Raw genomic sequence first — 14,484 nt, forward strand, 5'->3', positions numbered from 1 at the left:
CATGAAGCGCGTTGTCTGGATCATCAGCGAAGGCAGCCCCGGGCACGTGAGCCAGTCCGTCGGGTTGGCGGAAGGGCTTGCCAGACTGGTTCCGGTGGAGATCCGGCAGTTCGAATGCCGCCCGCGCATCCATGGCTTCACACGACACCTGATCCGCCTGTTCCGCATGGGAAAAAGCGGAAAACCCTTGTCCGCCGCCATGGTCCACGGGGCGCTCGGACTGGAACCGATCCCCTCCGCGGAACCCGCACCGGACCTGATCATCTCCAGTGGCGGCAAGAGCGTGTTCGTGGCGCGGACGCTCGCCGCCCGATACGGTGCTCCCTTCGTTTTCCTTGGCGAACGCAAACCCTATCCGGCATCGTGGTTTCATACGGTTTTCACACCCTCGCAGGAGGAAACATCGCCGGTGGATGTCGCCATCGAGCTGATCCCCACGAAAATCACCCGTGATTCCGTCGCCCTTGCTGCCAGGGAGTGGGACGAACGTCCCGCGGGGCCGGTGTGGGCGATGCTGGTCGGGGGCGCCTCATCCAGCCACCGCTACACCGCCGGGGATTGGCTGGCTCTTGCCGAGGGCATCAACACCTGGAGCCGCCGCGACGGCATCCGCTGGCTGATCACCACCTCGCCGCGCACCGGGAGTGAAACGGAGGCACTGTTGCGGGAGGCCATCGAGCCCTCCGCCATCGCCAAGGCCATCTGGTGGGCGGAAAAGCCGGAGAAGAACCTGGCCGCCATCCTCGGCACGGCGGAAGGCATCTGCACGACACAGGACAGCGTGACCATGGTCAGCGAAGCCGTTGCAACCGGAAAGCCCGTGGTCTCGCTCCGACCCTCACTGACGACATTCGCCGGGACGAGCTTTCTTCCCGGTTACTTCGCACGGCTGGAAAAGGAAGGACGCACGGTCAGGGCGGAACTCTCCCGTTTCGCCGCCCTCAACGTGGCCGGCCACGTTTTCATCCCCCGGGTGGAACCGATCCAAACGGAACTGGCGAAAATCCTGATCCGACGGCTGGGGCTATTTTGAGGATGCCGGACGGCTCTTCATCCGCCGGAGGATCCAGATCCGTTTGGGAGTCTTCAGCAGCTCCACAAGCAGGTATTTATAGGCCTGCAGCTTGAGGGGCCGGTGGGTGATCGCGAAGGCGTGCTTGGCGACGCGGGAGTAGACCTCCAACATCGTCTTCGGATAGCGGGATGAGTTCTTGGTGATGCCGTCCGCCAGATAACTGATCTTCTTCGAAGGAAATGGATAGGCCCACAGACGTGCCTTCGCCGCGAGCGGGATGAACAACGGCCACATGTTCGAGCTGCGGTAGCGGCCGTCGTAGCGGATGGTGCCGAGCGTCGTGGCCCGGATCACGTGGGTTTTGTCGCCGCGCAGGGTCTTGCCGTAGAGGTAGTCGTCGAACCAATCATACGGCCCCTCCTCCTTGATGCGGCGGGAGGACGGCTTTTCGTCCCCATAGGTGTTCGACATGAACCAATCGTATTCCGGATGTTCCCGGATCTTTTGGGCGGCCACCTCCAGACATCTGGGATCCAGCTCCTCGTCATCACCTGAGGAGAGCAGGTAGTCCACCCCGCGGCGCATCAGTTCGTCGATGCCGGTATTGCGGGCCGCGTTGCATCCGCCGTTTTGCTCACGTTCCAGATAGACGATGCGCGGGTCCTCAAGCCGGGTCACCGCGTCAACATAGCTGGTCGCGGAAGCGTCGTTCACGATGACCAGCGTCCAGTTCGTGTGGGTTTGCGCCAGCACGGCGCTGGTCGCCTTCAGCATCAGCTCCGGCCGATTGTAGGTTGGAATCACAATGCCGAATTGCGGCGCGGAGGTGGGTGGATTCATGATGCTCGGGCAATGGTGAACTGAGGTGGAAACAGTCCGGTTTCACACGTGTTGCGTTTGACCAGAATCAGGTCGGTGTGGCGGCGGTCGGACTTGGTCGGACTCGGAACGTCTTCCAAACGCCGCACCTCCTGAAGCTCGCGGCCTTGGAGGTCGGTGGCATGGTAGACATCGAATACCTCTTGTAACTCGCTCAGGAAGACCGCCGGATCGGTTCCAGCCACCGAAAGGAAATGCGAATCGAACTCGATGAGGCCGACCGCCACCCGGCAGGCGTCCAGCGTTCGGATGAATCCCGCCATCGCCTTGCTTTCGTAGCCTTCGATGTCGATCTTGAACAGACAACGTGCGGAGTCGCTCGCTTCCACAGGGATGCGGTCGTCGAGCGAACTGACGGCCAATTCGTGAACGAGCACACCCGGACTATTGTGAAGCCCCCGTACCGCGGTGGCCGTGCCGCTCCAGTCGGGATCGACGAAAAATGGCTGGCTGCCGCCGGACACCCCGGACACCAGCACGTTGTGGAGGGTGATCTGGCTGTGGTTCGGATGGTGGCGGATCGAGCGCTCGAGCAAGGTGAAAATCCCCGGATTGGCCTCGAATCCTATCATGCGGCAGTCCGGGCCGTAGGTGGTGCCCAGCATGCATTCGCCGTAGTTCAGCCCCACGTCGATCACGAGCGTCGGCTGGAGGTGGGCGGCCAGCGCCCGCCAGATCTTGGTGGCTTTCGACACTTTGCCTCGCGCGCCATCGCGGATCAGCATCTTTTGCGCACGGCGGTCGTTGGGATTGATTTCCACCAGGTAATCGCAACCCGGCAGGCGGATGGCGGTGGGTTTCGTGGTGCCGTAACGGCACCAGACGATGATATTGGACCGTAGCAGGCGCCATGGTCGGCGAAGGGGCATTTTCATCAGTGTAGGGGGGTGGGAGAGATGATCAGCGCCAGTGCTCGGCCACGAAAGGCGCGTGTTTCCAGCGGCCGGACGGCTTGTCGCGGACATCCGGTGGCAGCGGGTCGCCATGGAACAACACGATCGCGGTTCCCTGCGGAGGCTTGGCGCTGCCGAAGCGGGCCGTGCTCACGGTGCCGAACAAAGGCAGCTTGATTTCCAGACTCTTGGCACCGCAGTGCCGTTTGAACGATACGATCTTGCCTGCCGGAAAGTAAGCGTAATCCGCGATGGCATGGTTCATCCACTGCTGGTCTCCGAAGCTGCGGTTTTTACCGTGGAAGGACTCGATGTTGCCGGACGAGTCGGCGATGAAGTCGTGCCAGACCTGGGTATGGCTGCCGATGCGCAGGCGGTAGACGGACGAATTCCCCCGCACGCCGGGTGCCCAGTTCCGGGCGATCATGAAATCCTTGTCCGGTTCGGAGTGGAGAAAGGACAGGTCGTCCAGGATCACCAGATCGAGGTCCAGCAGCACCGCGTTCCGGCCTTTGAGGTCGAGGAAGTTTTCCTGGAACATCATCAGCTTGTTCCAGTTGCCATTGAAATGATCGGCCGGCAGCGGGTGCGGGACAATGCCCGGGGAAAGACCGGACGCCTCATCGGTGACGCAGTGGAAAACAAAGGGTGACTTGAGGTGGCGTGTCACCATCGCGTGCAGGCGGTTGACGTAGTCCGCACCGTAGCGGGTTCCCCAGCGGAAACAGACGAGGTGCAGCGGTTCAGGATCGGATTGGGACATGCGATGGGTGTGGGGTCGGTTCAGCGCCAGTGCTGGGATATCCAGCGGGCGGGTTTCGAGCGGTGGTTCAGTCGTTTTCCCTTATAGCCGACAGCCGCTTCATCCGGGTCCGGTTTGCCGTGGAATACGATGATCCGCGCGTCCCCGGGCAGTTTGGGTTCCAGGACCAGGTTGAACGGAAACATCGGCCGGCAGTGGCGCTTGAAACTGCGGGCCCACTCGGCGGGCCAGAACTTCATGCGCGGGCGGATGCAATGGGTGAGATAGGATTGCGGCGGGCGGAAGGTGGCCAGCGCCCATTCCTTTTCCCGGTGAAACTGCTCCCAGACGAAGGAGCAATGATTGAGATGAAAACGGAAGACCGACGAGTTGCCGATCAGCGGGTCCGGCCGGAACCAGGTTTTATGGGCGGGCAGCCAGTTGTGGATGATGGGGACGTCCCCATCGTCTCCGAAGGTGAAAAAATCATCCAGCGGCCCGGTGATCACCACGTCGAGATCGACAAACAAGCCGATCCCTTCGATCGGGAGATCCGGCCGGAACAAACAGAGTTTCCGCCAGCCATTCACCATCTCGGCCGGGGGGAGATCGATTTCCGGGATGGGAAGGATCTCCACCGACGGGTCGATTCCCTCCCCGTCATCGGTGAAGCACACGATGGACACCGGCATTTTCGTATGACGGCGGACCGAGGACGCGAGCCGGTTCACATACTCTGATCCATAGCGATCTCCCCATTTGAGTGTTATGATATAGCGGGTCATCGGACGGGGTGGGATTCTGGAATGCGGGTTCTGGATCGAACAGCCTAAAAATTGGAATTCGGAGTCCGGAGCAGCGGCTTATGAAGACAAGTATGACACCACCCGCCTCGCACAGCGATCCGCCTCGCGCAGGACCGAGGGCGGGGAGTCGAGCTGTCGGCTGGTCCGCCATCCGGCGAAAGTGGTTAGGAATTTTCCGGCCACAAGCATTCCAATACCTTTGAGCACCCTCGAGTCCGGCCTCGTCACCGGCATCGGCAGCAGGCCGACCCGGCCGCCTGACGAGAGGGCTTCGTAGATCATGGAGACAGAGTCCTCCGTCACCCACACTTCGTCCGCTGCGGCGAGCTTTTGCGGAAGCCAGTCGGGCGATGTTTCCGTATGGGGGAAAATTTCGATGGCAGGCAGTCGTTCGCGGACCTCCTTGAGGAACCCCTCGGGAGTGCGGCGGGAGTCCGTGAGCTGCCAGGTCCCGTGCGTTGATATCTCCGCGAGCGCCGAGACCAGTTGTTCCCCGTCCCACCCGTGGCTGGCGGACGGTCCTCCGATGAGAAGCATCTTCCCGCCGCGTGCCGTCTTCTCGGGGAGGGCCACACGATTGAGCGCGCCACGGGTGAGGATGACATTGCTCCGGCTCGAACCGTCCGGAAGATCATGTTCGGGAATGATGCAGAGATCGAACCAACCCATTGGCAGGCTGGGCCGCATGAGGACGATGCTGGATGCGTCATGCTTGCGGGCGAGCCACAACAGGGAGAGGTGGGTGGAGTGCCCTGCGGAAACGATGAGATCGGGTTTTGGAAATCCGGCGCTGGTTGCAACCGCCGTTCCCACCCGCGTGAACAAGCCGCGCGATCCTGCCAGGGAAATGCGGTGCACCGAGCAGGGCACGATTCTCCCGATCGCATCGATCAGTCCAAGCGATTGGTTCTCATGGCCCGGTTTGCCATCGCCGAGCATCCAGATGGTGAGGGATTCCTTCAAGGCCCCGCGACTATGGCACGGGCGGATCATTTATTGCAACGTGATGTGTTCGGGGGTATCTTGTAGGATGAAAACCCTGCTTTCGATCATGCTGGCCACGGCGATCCCCATCCTGGGAGAACCTCCCGAAAGAACGGGAGAAAAGCAAAGCCATGCGAGGCCCGCCCTCATCGGGACGGAAAAACTGATCGAGTTCGATACGCTTCCCGAGGATAGGAAAAACCTGATCCAACAGGCCATCGATGTGGCGAAGGATTCGCCGTGGCTGCCTTATCAGTTCGGTGGCGCCGATCCCAAGGCGGGAGGATTCGATTGCTCGGGCGCGATGTACTATGTGATGCGTAAGGCGGATCTCGAACCACCGCGGAGTTCCGCGGACCAGTTTCTATGGATCAAGGAGCATCAAAGGCTGGTGGAGATAAAACCCACGGTCAAAAGCCTCGATCACCCGGATTTCAAGAAGCTCCTGCCCGGAGACCTGTTGTTCTGGGGTGGGACCTATTCTCCCACGGATGGCCGGAAAGCCGCCATCACCCACGTGGCGATGTATCTGGGTCGCGAAAAGTCCGACAACCGCGCGGTGATGATCAATGCCACGGATGGCCGTTCATATCGTGGAACCAAGGCGAACGGCTATGGGGTTTATGATTTCCAACTCCCGCGCGAGGGAAGCAAGGCCGTCTTCATGGGCTATGGAACGCCGCCGGGAATCAAGTAGTCCGGTGCGTCAGTGGAGGGCGTGTTTCAACAACAGGATCTGTATGTGGCCATAAAAATCCGAGCGGATGTAGGCGGCCTGCTGTTCGGGTGTCAGCTTCATGAGATCCTGCTCCACCATCCCGGTGAAATGATAGGAATCCTCGATCGCGAGCCGGGCCTGGTTGAAAGAGCCATACCAGGTGAAGGCATCCTCGGGGTGTATCCAGAGCGAACCCGCGCCGCCGCCGGCCTTGAAGGCGGCGGACTCGATCAGCGCGTGGATCTGGGACAGCTCGTCCTGGAATTCCTCCCTGAGATCCGGAACCACATATTCCTCCCAGTCCTCGCCTCCCGCTTCCGGAGAAATGAGATCGCCCAGTCGGGTGGCGAGATCGACATCACGTCCGTTCGCATCATGAATGACGCATCGCAGCAGATCCCAGTCGCTGGCGTCATTGGTATCGATGCGGAGGCCGCCCTCGAGCGTGGGGAGAACTTTCATCCGGCTTTTTCCAAACTGGTTTTCAATTGATGGATCTGGAGCTGCTGCACATATAACTCCGCCTTTTCCCTCTCTCCGGTCCACACGACGGAGCGGCCCAGGTTGTGCACCTGCATCATGAGGATCTTGGCTTTCTTCTCCTCGTATCCGAAAATCTTCATGAGCACGTAGGTGACGTACAGCATGAGATTCACGGGATCGTCATGGACGACGACGTTCCAGGGAAGGGCCGGAGAGACGGACTCTTCCGTTCGTACGAGGGTGTCGGTGTCAGCCATTCTATCAGATTGCGGTGGCCGGCTCGGGTGCGTCCACCCATTTTCCGTGCTCGCGGATGAGGTCGATGAGGCGCTCGACGGCCTCCGCTTCCGGGATGTTGAATTTCACGGCGGTCTTTCCGACGTACAGGTTGATCTTGTTCGGCGCGCCACCGACGTAACCGAAGTCGGCGTCCGCCATTTCACCGGGACCATTCACGATGCAACCCATGACGGCGATCCGCACGCCCTTGAGGTGGCCGGTGGCGGCGCGGATCTTTTGCGTGGTGTGCTGGAGATTGAACAACGTGCGTCCGCAGCTCGGGCAGGCGACGTAGTCGGTCTTGAATATGCGCGTGCCCGCGGCTTGGAGGATGTTGTAGGCCAGCCGCAGCGACTGGCCGGGTGCCGTCTCGCCCCTCACCAGAATGGCGTCGCCGATGCCGTCACAAAGCAGCGAGCCGATGTTCCTCGCGGCGGGTAGCAGCGCCTGGATGAAATCGGTGTCGCCTGTTGGTGGAATGAGCGTGTCTTTCAGCAGGACCGGATGCCGTGGGTCGACGCGGAACGCCAGCTGGCGGAAGGCATGGATTACTTCCAGGTCCAGTCCGTCTCTTACGGTGACCAGCACCGGTTCGATTCGGGCGTTGATCTTCGATACAGCGGCTTCATCCCGAGGATCGATCTCCACCACCGCTGACTTCTCAAGAATGATCTCAGGTTTGAAATCGCCCATGCCCGCGATCTTGTGGGCGATGGCGTTCCAGCGTTCCTGGGTGGTGAACACGCGCACCGTTTTCTCGCCGCCGAGTTCGTGACCCATGACGGACAGGGTGGAACTCGCACGCCGCTCGTAGCTGAATGGGTCGTAGGAAGGGACAAGCTCCTCATTGTCCTTAACAACCGGTACGGCGGCTTTTTCGTTGAACGGCTTCGCCAGGGCCTGGGCCACCGGGATTTCATAAATCGCATCCTCCGTCAGCGAAACGCGGATCGTGTCTCCGATGCCGTCCGCCAGCAGAGATCCGATGCCGATCGCGCTCTTGATCCGTCCGTCCTCGCCGTCTCCTGCTTCCGTCACACCAAGGTGGATGGGATAGTTCCAGTCCGGACCTTCCGCATCCAGGCGGGCGACCAGCAGCCGGTAAGCCTCGATCATCACCTTGGGATTGGAGGCCTTCATTGAGAAAACAAAATTGTGATAATCGTTCTCCCGCGCGAGCCGGGCGAACTCCAAGGCGCTCTCGCACATCCCGAGCGGCGTGTCGCCGTAGCGGTTCATGATACGGTCGGAAAGGGAACCGTGGTTCGTCCCGATGCGCATCGCACGGTTGAGATCCTTGCAAAGCATGACCAGGGGAGTGAACTCCTCCCGGATGCGCTCAAGTTCCTCCGCATATTGCGAATCGCTGTACTCGCGGATCTCGAATTTCTTCTTATCCGCGTAATTTCCGGGATTCACCCGCACCTTTTCCACCCACTTGGCGGCTTCAAGCGCGGCGTCCGGTTTGAAATGGATGTCCGCCACCAGAGGGACGTTACACCCCGCGGCACGCACCTCGCGGGCGATGTTTTCCAGATTCGCCGCGTAGATCCGCGTCTGCGCGGTGATCCGCACGATCTCACAACCCGCCTCGGCCAGTCCGAGCACCTCGGCCACGCAGGCCGGCGTGTCGCGGGTGTCGGAAGTGATCATCGACTGCACGCGGATCGGGTTTTTCCCGCCCACGCCGACATTTCCCACCATCACCTCACGGGTCTCCCGGCGGGAATAGTGGAGCAGATCGGGACAATAGCGCAGGTCGGGCGAACTCATTTCTGGGCCGAAGCTAAACGAGAAATCCCGTTCCGGCAACGGTTGCGTGAAGGCGGATCGCTTCCGGAAACCAATCAGGTTTTGCTTCCGTCCACCGCTCCGTCCCGACCGTCGGTTTCCCAATATCCGGGCATGCGGTTGGCCTTCCGGCAGCCCCGGGTGGGTGCGCAACAGCCTGCATCGCCTGTCAGGCCGGGATCTCTTCGACAAATTTACAGTGCCTTTACGGACACCGGGACAGCGGGCGGTTAAAAACGGGCGTCCCTGTGAACAAATGGTCGCACACTTGCCACCAGGCCCACATTCATCAATCTTCGCATCGTGTCGGAAATCACCATCCTTGTTATCGAAGATGACCCCGCCGTCCGCAGGGGTGTCGTCGATGTGTTGGAATACGCCGGCTACCGCACCCTCGAAGCCCCGGACGGCCACAGCGGGATGGATCTCGCCCTGAAGGCGAATTTCCGGCTTCTCCTGCTTGATCTCGTCATGCCTGGTCCGTCCGGATTCGACATCCTCGAAGCCTTGAAAAAGAAACGGCCCGGCCAGGCCGTGATCATTCTCTCCGCACGGGGCGAGGAAAACGACCGTGTCCGCGGCCTTGTGGGCGGAGCGGACGATTACGTGGTCAAACCGTTCAGCATGAAGGAGCTGCTGGCCCGGGTGGACGCCGTCTTGCGCCGCACCTGCGAACGGGCCGCTCCCGCCGACAGCCGGGCGATCCCCGGTGGGAATGTCGACTTGAGGGGGCGTGTGCTTACCTTTCAAAACGGCCGCCGGGAGGACCTTTCGGAGCGGGAGAATGATCTGCTCCGTTATCTGCTGGACTCCAACGGGCGCATCATCAGTCGGGAGGAAATCCTCCGGAATCTCTGGGGACTGGACCCGGACCGTACCGAGACCCGCACCATCGACATGCACATCATGCACCTGCGTTCGAAGCTGGGAGACAAAAACCAATCCCTGCTCGCGACCGTCCGCGGAAAAGGCTATCGCTGGACGCCATGAAAATCGCGCGCGGCATCTGCATCTGGGTTCCCCTCGCGCTGTGTGGCGTGATCATGTTGGGAGCGATGACCTGGCTCACGCGTGGTGTCCTGGCATCGGAAAAGGAAAGGGTCCTGGCGGAGGCGCGGGCGGACCTGGAAGAGCGCACGCGTCTCGCCCTCTGGCGGATGGATGCCCTTGGTTCGGCCGTCCTGTTGCGGGAGAGCCAGCTCCCCCCCGTGGATTTCCACATGTCCGGCAAAGAGGTGGAGGATTCCGCGGTGCATCTGCGGTTTGAAGTCCGCAGCGGCCGGCTTGCTTCGTCAGAGATGGATGAAACCACCGAAAAGTTCCAGTTCCTCCGGCGGCTTCTTTCCCGGAATGGGGACATCGACGCCCTGCTCAACTGTGCCTCGGAGGTCAGCGAGCAAGCCTGGAGATCCCTGCCGAAGGATGCGATGGAACTGCAATCGAAGCTCGCGGAAACAAACAAGGCCAACCCGGCCTCCAAACGTGCGAGCGCCGTGTATCAATCGGACTCGAACAAGATCGAGCAGGTGCAGCGCACCAAAGTCCTCGAGAGCCAGGTGGCATTTTCCCAGTTATCCAATACCAATCTGATCACCAACGCCGCGCCGGTGACAGGTTTCGGCGAGATCTTGGAAATAGGCGGCATGAGACCCGTCTGGATCGGTGAGGAACTGCTTCTCCTCCGCCATGTCACGGTCCGCATGGCGGAGGAAATCTCGCCCGTCATCCAGGGCGTTTGGCTGGATGCCGGAAAAGTAAACGGGCTCCTCCTGAAAGAAGCCGCCGACCTGCTGCCGACCGCCACTTTGGAAAAGCTTGTTTTTCGTGTGGATGACCCTTTGGGACTCGCATCATTTCCCTACCGCCTGCAGCGGAATCCGGTGATCCCTCCTGAAGCCCCGCCGTGGAGTCCGGCCCTTGTCATCGGTTGGATCGCGGTGTTGTTCGCGCTATTCACCGTTTCTCTGCTGATCCACGGAGTGATGCGTCTCAGCGAGCGGCGCGCGTCTTTCGTCTCCGCCGTCACCCATGAGCTGCGCACACCGCTCACCACCTTCCGGCTCTATTCGGACATGCTGGAAAGCGGTGCCGTGAGACCGGAGAAGCGAGGCGAGTACCTGCGGGTGCTTTCCCGCGAGGCGGACCGGCTGGCCCATCTGGTCGAAAACGTGCTGTCGTTTTCAAAAATCGAGCGTGGCAGCGCGCGTTCGTCGGTGCGGGAAATCGTTGTCGACGAGTTCCTGGAGTCGGTGCGGGACCGCTTGGAGGCACGGCTCGCGACAGCGGAAATGCGGCTTGAGATGCGGATTCCGTGCAAGATCCGCCTCCAGGTGGACGCCGCGGCGGTGGAGCATATCATTTTCAATTTGATCGACAATGCGGCGAAATACGCGGCTGGCGGCGATCCTCCCGTAGTGGAAATCCGGACGGCGACAAGCGTCCGGCACTTGGAAATCGTCGTGACCGATTCCGGACCCGGCATCCCCGTGTCCGAACGGCGCCGGATATTCCGGGCGTTCCACAAGTCCGCCCGCGAAGCCGCCGAAAGCCGCCCGGGGGTGGGCCTGGGGCTGGCGTTGTCGCGCCGTCTCGCGAAATCGCTGGGCGGTGGATTGGATTGCGTGGATGCGGAACAGGGAGCCCGATTCGTCCTGAGGCTGCCGCTGGTCGGTTAAGCATCCCGGACAAACGGAGCTTTTGGATTTCCAATCGCGGCAGTCTTCCCATCATCCCTGATACGAATTTGGCCGATCCCACAGGATCGGCCAAAAGGTTTTGATCATTCCCATGGAGTCAACCCCACGGGATGGATGGCTTGAAACGGCTTACTTCGCCCACTCGGCCTTGGTGAACTCGACGCTTTCCTTGATCTTCGGCACGCTGTCTTTCCAGTCGTTCTCGTGCTCGATGGAGAAATGGCCGTCGAATTTCTGCTTCTTCAGTTCTTCGATGCAGGCGGCGACGTCCACGACACCCTGGCCGGCGGGGACGACCACGCCTTTTCCACCCATTTCGGACTTGTCCTTGAGGTGGACGCTGATGACGCGGCCCTTGAGGATGCGGAGGCACTCGACGGGTTTCAGATTCGAGGTGCACCAGTGGCCGAGGTCCGCGCAGGCACCCACGCGCTTGTCACGGCTCTCCACGACGCCGAGGATGTAGAGCGGGTGCCAGACCTTGTAGTCCGGTCTGGACATCGATCCGCCGTGTTCGTGGAAGGCGACCTTCACGTCGGTTTCCTTCGCCGCGGCTTCCCATGCGGCGATCTGTTCGGTGGACTCGGTGCACACCGCGTAGAGGCCCATCTTTTTGGCGAAGGCCATGATCTTGTTCACCTCGGCGGGATTGTTCGCGCCGACCACGCCGTAGTTCACGGGGAAAACACCCTGGCGCTTGCACTCGGCGAGGAGGGCGTCCACGACCTTGTTGCTGGCGTTGTGATGGACCACCTCATCCTTCGGGGAGTCGGGCTTGAGCTTCTGGCCGGGGTAGAACTCGATGGTCTTGCCACCGGCTTCCTTGGTCTTGGCGATGGCCTCGAAGGCGCTGAATTCCTTGAACGAATAGGCCTGGCAACCGATGGCGAGGCCGTTTTCATATGCTGCTTCCGGGATCGGCGCGGCGGTCAGGTTCGCGATGAGGGCGAGGGCGAGGAGGATGGGTGATTTACGCATGGCGGATTTCAGGGTTACGCGAGCTTCAGCGGCAGTATTTCCAAAGCAAGCAAAAGAACTGTCATGAGGCCGGGCTTGTTGTAATACTTTTTCTTCTGCTAACTTTTGGTAAATTTCCCGCATGACGCGGATATTCATCCAGCACCAAGGCCGCCATACCGGTCCTTTCGCCCTTGACCAGCTCCGTGCCGAGCTCGCGGGGGGACCTGTCAGACGGACCTGACATGGTATGGAAGGTGCCGCTGATGGATGCCATCAAGGGAATTCCCGCGATCGGCGGCGCGGCTCCAACCATTTCCAAGACATCGGCCCTGCCGGAATGATCTTTGAAGGATGATCAGCACACCACTTCCACCACGGCATCTTCCAGCGCCTCGATCACGAAGCCGGATCGTCTTCCACAGGTCAGGCGATCGCCCGCGCGCAGCAGGATGTCTTCCGGTTGTCCGTTCCTTGTGATCCAGAGGCTGCCGCGGACGCAGGTGATTCCACCTCCTTTTGAAAAGGTTTCCGTCAGAAGTCCGCGGGAGGAAAGCTCCGTCCTGCGGATCTGTGGCCGGCTCCGATCCTTGGTGAAAAACCGGGTCAGCACCGAGTTTGGTAAGATCGTTTGCATGGAAGGAACCTACCTATGGAGGACCGGATGCGGTATCCACAGGCCCGGAGATTTATGACCTATACAGATTTAAAATATCCGCTACCTGTACAGGTCGATTTCTCCTCGATCTGTATATTCTCTCCGGCCATCCACGAAATACCCTCAACCCATGGAAGTCGAACAGCCGCTCTATTTGAAAATCGCGGACCGCGTGCAGTCGATGATCGACTCCGGCACCTTGAGGGCGGGCGACCGCATCCCATCCGTCAGGCACTCCAGTGTGCAGCATCAGGTGAGCATCCCGACGGTGATGCAGGCCTACACCTTGTTGGAAAGCCGCCGCTTGATCGAGGCGCGGCCGAAGTCCGGCTTTTATGTCCGCCCTCGTCTGGCGGTTTCCCTTCAGGAGCCGCTGGTGAGCCACCGCAAGCCCGCGGTGGCCAGCCTGACGAAATTCGCCTCCGCCATTTCCATGATCCAGGACACCACGGACAGCCGGCTGATTCCCTTCGGAGCCGCGATTCCCGGCGACGACCTGCTTCCGCTGGACAAGCTCGCCCAGCTCACCGCCTCCATCACGCGGAAGATGACGGCGGCGAGTTTCAAATACGATCCGGCCCCGGGCTGCCTGCCATTGCGGAAGGAGCTCAGCCGTCTTTCGCTGGACTGGGGGTGCGGGCTGGACGCCTCGGATTTCATCATCACCCACGGCGCCAGCGAGGCCCTGCACCTCGCGCTTCACGCTGTCACGAAGACGGGTGACACCGTGTTGGTGGAGTCTCCCACGTATTATGGCACCCTCAATCTGCTGGCGCAGATGAACCTGAAAGTCATCGCCGTGCCATCCTGTGCCAATCACGGGCTTGATATCGACGCGGCGAGGGACGCTCTCGCCACGCACTCCGTCGCCGCCATTCTGGTGATCCCGAATTTTTCAAATCCGCTGGGCAGCCTCATGCCGGAAGCAAACCGGCGCGAATTGCTGGATCTGGCGGAAAAATACCGCATTCCCATCATCGAGGACGACATCTACGGAGACCTGCCGCACGAGGGAGCGAGGCCGCATTGCATGAAGGCCCTGGATCAGGAGGACCGGGTGATCCTCTGCGGTTCTTACTCCAAGACACTCGCGCCCGGCTTCCGCATCGGCTACATCGCCGCAGGGAAATATCACCAGCGGGTGATGGAGCTGAAGAACGCCTTCAACATCGGAGGTTCGCCGCTGCCCGCGCTGACGGTCGCGGAGTTTTTGCGGAACGGAGGCTACGAGCGTCACCTGCGCAAGCTGCGCCACACCTTCCGGCAGCAGGTTTGCCGTACGCGTGAGACCGTGGCCGCCGCTTTCCCGGGCGGTACCCGGCTCAGCAATCCCATGGGAGGTTTCTCGCTGTGGCTGGAGCTGCCGGGTGACACCGACATCATCCCCATCTTCCAGCAGGCGCGCGCCGCGGGAATCACCTTCACTCCGGGGCCGCTTTTCTCACCGGACGGGCACTTCAAGAACTGCATGCGCCTGAGCTGCGGAGCCTCGTGGAGTCCGCAGATCGAGAAAGCGCTGGGGACCCTCGGCAACATCGTCCGCGCCAACAGCTAGGGACATTCCACACCGGGGCTTGATGGCG

General features: G+C 60.9%; 16 protein-coding genes. 6 read left to right on the forward strand and 10 right to left on the reverse strand.

What is annotated here, in order from left to right; translation table 11 throughout:
* Nucleotide 1 precedes the first annotated feature (1 nt).
* Nucleotides 2-1,033 carry an ELM1/GtrOC1 family putative glycosyltransferase gene (locus JIN84_RS04750; RefSeq protein ID WP_200349859.1) on the forward strand — a complete coding sequence of 344 codons (1,032 nt, stop codon included), beginning with the start codon at nt 2-4 and terminating at the stop codon, nt 1,031-1,033.
* Here the strand turns inward: JIN84_RS04750 and JIN84_RS04755 are convergent.
* The 5 genes from JIN84_RS04755 to JIN84_RS04775 all read right to left on the reverse strand — a co-directional run bounded on the left by JIN84_RS04755 (nt 1,025) and on the right by JIN84_RS04775 (nt 5,298).
* Nucleotides 1,025-1,855, reverse strand: a complete 831-nt coding sequence (locus tag JIN84_RS04755) for a glycosyltransferase family 2 protein (protein ID WP_200349860.1) — start codon at nt 1,853-1,855, stop codon at nt 1,025-1,027. The two genes, JIN84_RS04750 and JIN84_RS04755, sit on opposite strands and share 9 nt — an antisense overlap.
* A complete protein-coding gene (locus JIN84_RS04760) occupies nt 1,852-2,763 on the reverse strand; it encodes an FkbM family methyltransferase (RefSeq protein WP_200349861.1) in 912 nt (303 codons plus the stop codon). Before JIN84_RS04760 ends, JIN84_RS04755 begins: the two co-directional genes overlap by 4 nt.
* A 31-nt stretch (nt 2,764-2,794) precedes the next feature.
* Nucleotides 2,795-3,550 carry a hypothetical protein gene (locus JIN84_RS04765; RefSeq protein WP_200349862.1) on the reverse strand — a complete coding sequence of 252 codons (756 nt, stop codon included), beginning with the start codon at nt 3,548-3,550 and terminating at the stop codon, nt 2,795-2,797.
* 20 nt (nt 3,551-3,570) lie between these two features.
* Nucleotides 3,571-4,314, reverse strand: coding sequence for a hypothetical protein (locus tag JIN84_RS04770; RefSeq protein WP_200349863.1), 744 nt, complete (start codon nt 4,312-4,314; stop codon nt 3,571-3,573).
* A gap of 78 nt (nt 4,315-4,392) precedes the next feature.
* Nucleotides 4,393-5,298: a mitochondrial fission ELM1 family protein gene (locus tag JIN84_RS04775; RefSeq protein WP_200349864.1), complete on the reverse strand. Its 906-nt coding sequence runs from the start codon at nt 5,296-5,298 to the stop codon at nt 4,393-4,395.
* A 67-nt stretch (nt 5,299-5,365) separates the two neighbouring features.
* On the opposite strand from JIN84_RS04775, the gene JIN84_RS04780 reads away from it, so the two are divergent.
* A complete protein-coding gene (locus JIN84_RS04780; protein ID WP_200349865.1) occupies nt 5,366-6,016 on the forward strand; it encodes a C40 family peptidase in 651 nt (216 codons plus the stop codon).
* Between the two features lie 9 nt (nt 6,017-6,025).
* Here the strand turns inward: JIN84_RS04780 and JIN84_RS04785 are convergent, their stop codons facing one another.
* The 3 genes from JIN84_RS04785 to ispG are packed head-to-tail and all read right to left on the reverse strand — an operon-like array spanning nt 6,026 to nt 8,572.
* Nucleotides 6,026-6,499, reverse strand: coding sequence for a DUF2017 family protein (locus JIN84_RS04785; RefSeq protein ID WP_200349866.1), 474 nt, complete (start codon nt 6,497-6,499; stop codon nt 6,026-6,028).
* A complete protein-coding gene (gene clpS, locus JIN84_RS04790; RefSeq protein ID WP_200349867.1) occupies nt 6,496-6,777 on the reverse strand; it encodes an ATP-dependent Clp protease adapter ClpS in 282 nt (93 codons plus the stop codon). Before clpS ends, JIN84_RS04785 begins: the two co-directional genes overlap by 4 nt.
* Before the next feature lie 4 nt (nt 6,778-6,781).
* Nucleotides 6,782-8,572, reverse strand: a complete 1,791-nt coding sequence (gene ispG, locus JIN84_RS04795; RefSeq protein WP_200349868.1) for a (E)-4-hydroxy-3-methylbut-2-enyl-diphosphate synthase — start codon at nt 8,570-8,572, stop codon at nt 6,782-6,784.
* 321 nt (nt 8,573-8,893) lie between these two features.
* Here ispG and JIN84_RS23350 point away from each other — a divergent pair, with 321 nt between their 5' ends.
* Together JIN84_RS23350 and JIN84_RS04805 are read left to right on the forward strand one after the other, a co-directional pair.
* Complete coding sequence (locus JIN84_RS23350; RefSeq protein WP_200349869.1) at nt 8,894-9,580, forward strand: response regulator transcription factor; 687 nt, start codon at nt 8,894-8,896, stop codon at nt 9,578-9,580.
* Nucleotides 9,577-11,265 carry a sensor histidine kinase gene (locus tag JIN84_RS04805; RefSeq protein WP_200349870.1) on the forward strand — a complete coding sequence of 563 codons (1,689 nt, stop codon included), beginning with the start codon at nt 9,577-9,579 and terminating at the stop codon, nt 11,263-11,265. Before JIN84_RS23350 ends, JIN84_RS04805 begins: the two co-directional genes overlap by 4 nt.
* Nucleotides 11,266-11,415: 150 nt before the next feature.
* Here JIN84_RS04805 and JIN84_RS04810 read toward each other — a convergent pair whose 3' ends face one another.
* Nucleotides 11,416-12,264, reverse strand: a complete 849-nt coding sequence (locus JIN84_RS04810; RefSeq protein ID WP_200349871.1) for a sugar phosphate isomerase/epimerase family protein — start codon at nt 12,262-12,264, stop codon at nt 11,416-11,418.
* 185 nt (nt 12,265-12,449) lie between these two features.
* Here JIN84_RS04810 and JIN84_RS04815 point away from each other — a divergent pair, with 185 nt between their 5' ends.
* Complete coding sequence (locus tag JIN84_RS04815) at nt 12,450-12,587, forward strand: hypothetical protein (RefSeq protein ID WP_234043180.1); 138 nt, start codon at nt 12,450-12,452, stop codon at nt 12,585-12,587.
* A 14-nt stretch (nt 12,588-12,601) separates the two neighbouring features.
* On the opposite strand, the gene JIN84_RS04820 is transcribed toward JIN84_RS04815, so the two are convergent.
* Nucleotides 12,602-12,880 (reverse strand): DUF2917 domain-containing protein, encoded by a 279-nt coding sequence (locus JIN84_RS04820; RefSeq protein WP_200349873.1) that lies wholly within the window; start codon nt 12,878-12,880, stop codon nt 12,602-12,604.
* Nucleotides 12,881-13,031: 151 nt separating this feature from the next.
* On the opposite strand from JIN84_RS04820, the gene JIN84_RS04825 reads away from it, so the two are divergent.
* Nucleotides 13,032-14,456 carry an aminotransferase-like domain-containing protein gene (locus tag JIN84_RS04825; RefSeq protein WP_200349874.1) on the forward strand — a complete coding sequence of 475 codons (1,425 nt, stop codon included), beginning with the start codon at nt 13,032-13,034 and terminating at the stop codon, nt 14,454-14,456.
* Nucleotides 14,457-14,484 lie beyond the last annotated feature (28 nt).

Origin of the sequence: Luteolibacter yonseiensis (genome assembly GCF_016595465.1) — a bacterium.
Taxonomy (GTDB): Bacteria; Verrucomicrobiota; Verrucomicrobiia; order Verrucomicrobiales; family Akkermansiaceae; genus Luteolibacter; species Luteolibacter yonseiensis.

Bases quoted from the DNA above. Each gene is read 5' to 3' on its own strand.
- JIN84_RS04750 (WP_200349859.1), top strand. From the start codon at position 2: ATGAAGCGCGTTGTCTGGATCATCAGCGAAGGCAGCCCCGGGCACGTG.
- JIN84_RS04755 (WP_200349860.1), bottom strand. From the start codon at position 1,855: ATGAATCCACCCACCTCCGCGCCGCAATTCGGCATTGTGATTCCAACC.
- JIN84_RS04760 (WP_200349861.1), bottom strand. From the start codon at position 2,763: ATGCCCCTTCGCCGACCATGGCGCCTGCTACGGTCCAATATCATCGTC.
- JIN84_RS04765 (WP_200349862.1), bottom strand. From the start codon at position 3,550: ATGTCCCAATCCGATCCTGAACCGCTGCACCTCGTCTGTTTCCGCTGG.
- JIN84_RS04770 (WP_200349863.1), bottom strand. From the start codon at position 4,314: ATGACCCGCTATATCATAACACTCAAATGGGGAGATCGCTATGGATCA.
- JIN84_RS04780 (WP_200349865.1), top strand. From the start codon at position 5,366: ATGAAAACCCTGCTTTCGATCATGCTGGCCACGGCGATCCCCATCCTG.
- JIN84_RS04785 (WP_200349866.1), bottom strand. From the start codon at position 6,499: ATGAAAGTTCTCCCCACGCTCGAGGGCGGCCTCCGCATCGATACCAAT.
- clpS (WP_200349867.1), bottom strand. From the start codon at position 6,777: ATGGCTGACACCGACACCCTCGTACGAACGGAAGAGTCCGTCTCTCCG.
- ispG (WP_200349868.1), bottom strand. From the start codon at position 8,572: ATGAGTTCGCCCGACCTGCGCTATTGTCCCGATCTGCTCCACTATTCC.
- JIN84_RS04805 (WP_200349870.1), top strand. From the start codon at position 9,577: ATGAAAATCGCGCGCGGCATCTGCATCTGGGTTCCCCTCGCGCTGTGT.
- JIN84_RS04810 (WP_200349871.1), bottom strand. From the start codon at position 12,264: ATGCGTAAATCACCCATCCTCCTCGCCCTCGCCCTCATCGCGAACCTG.
- JIN84_RS04820 (WP_200349873.1), bottom strand. From the start codon at position 12,880: ATGCAAACGATCTTACCAAACTCGGTGCTGACCCGGTTTTTCACCAAG.
- JIN84_RS04825 (WP_200349874.1), top strand. From the start codon at position 13,032: ATGGAAGTCGAACAGCCGCTCTATTTGAAAATCGCGGACCGCGTGCAG.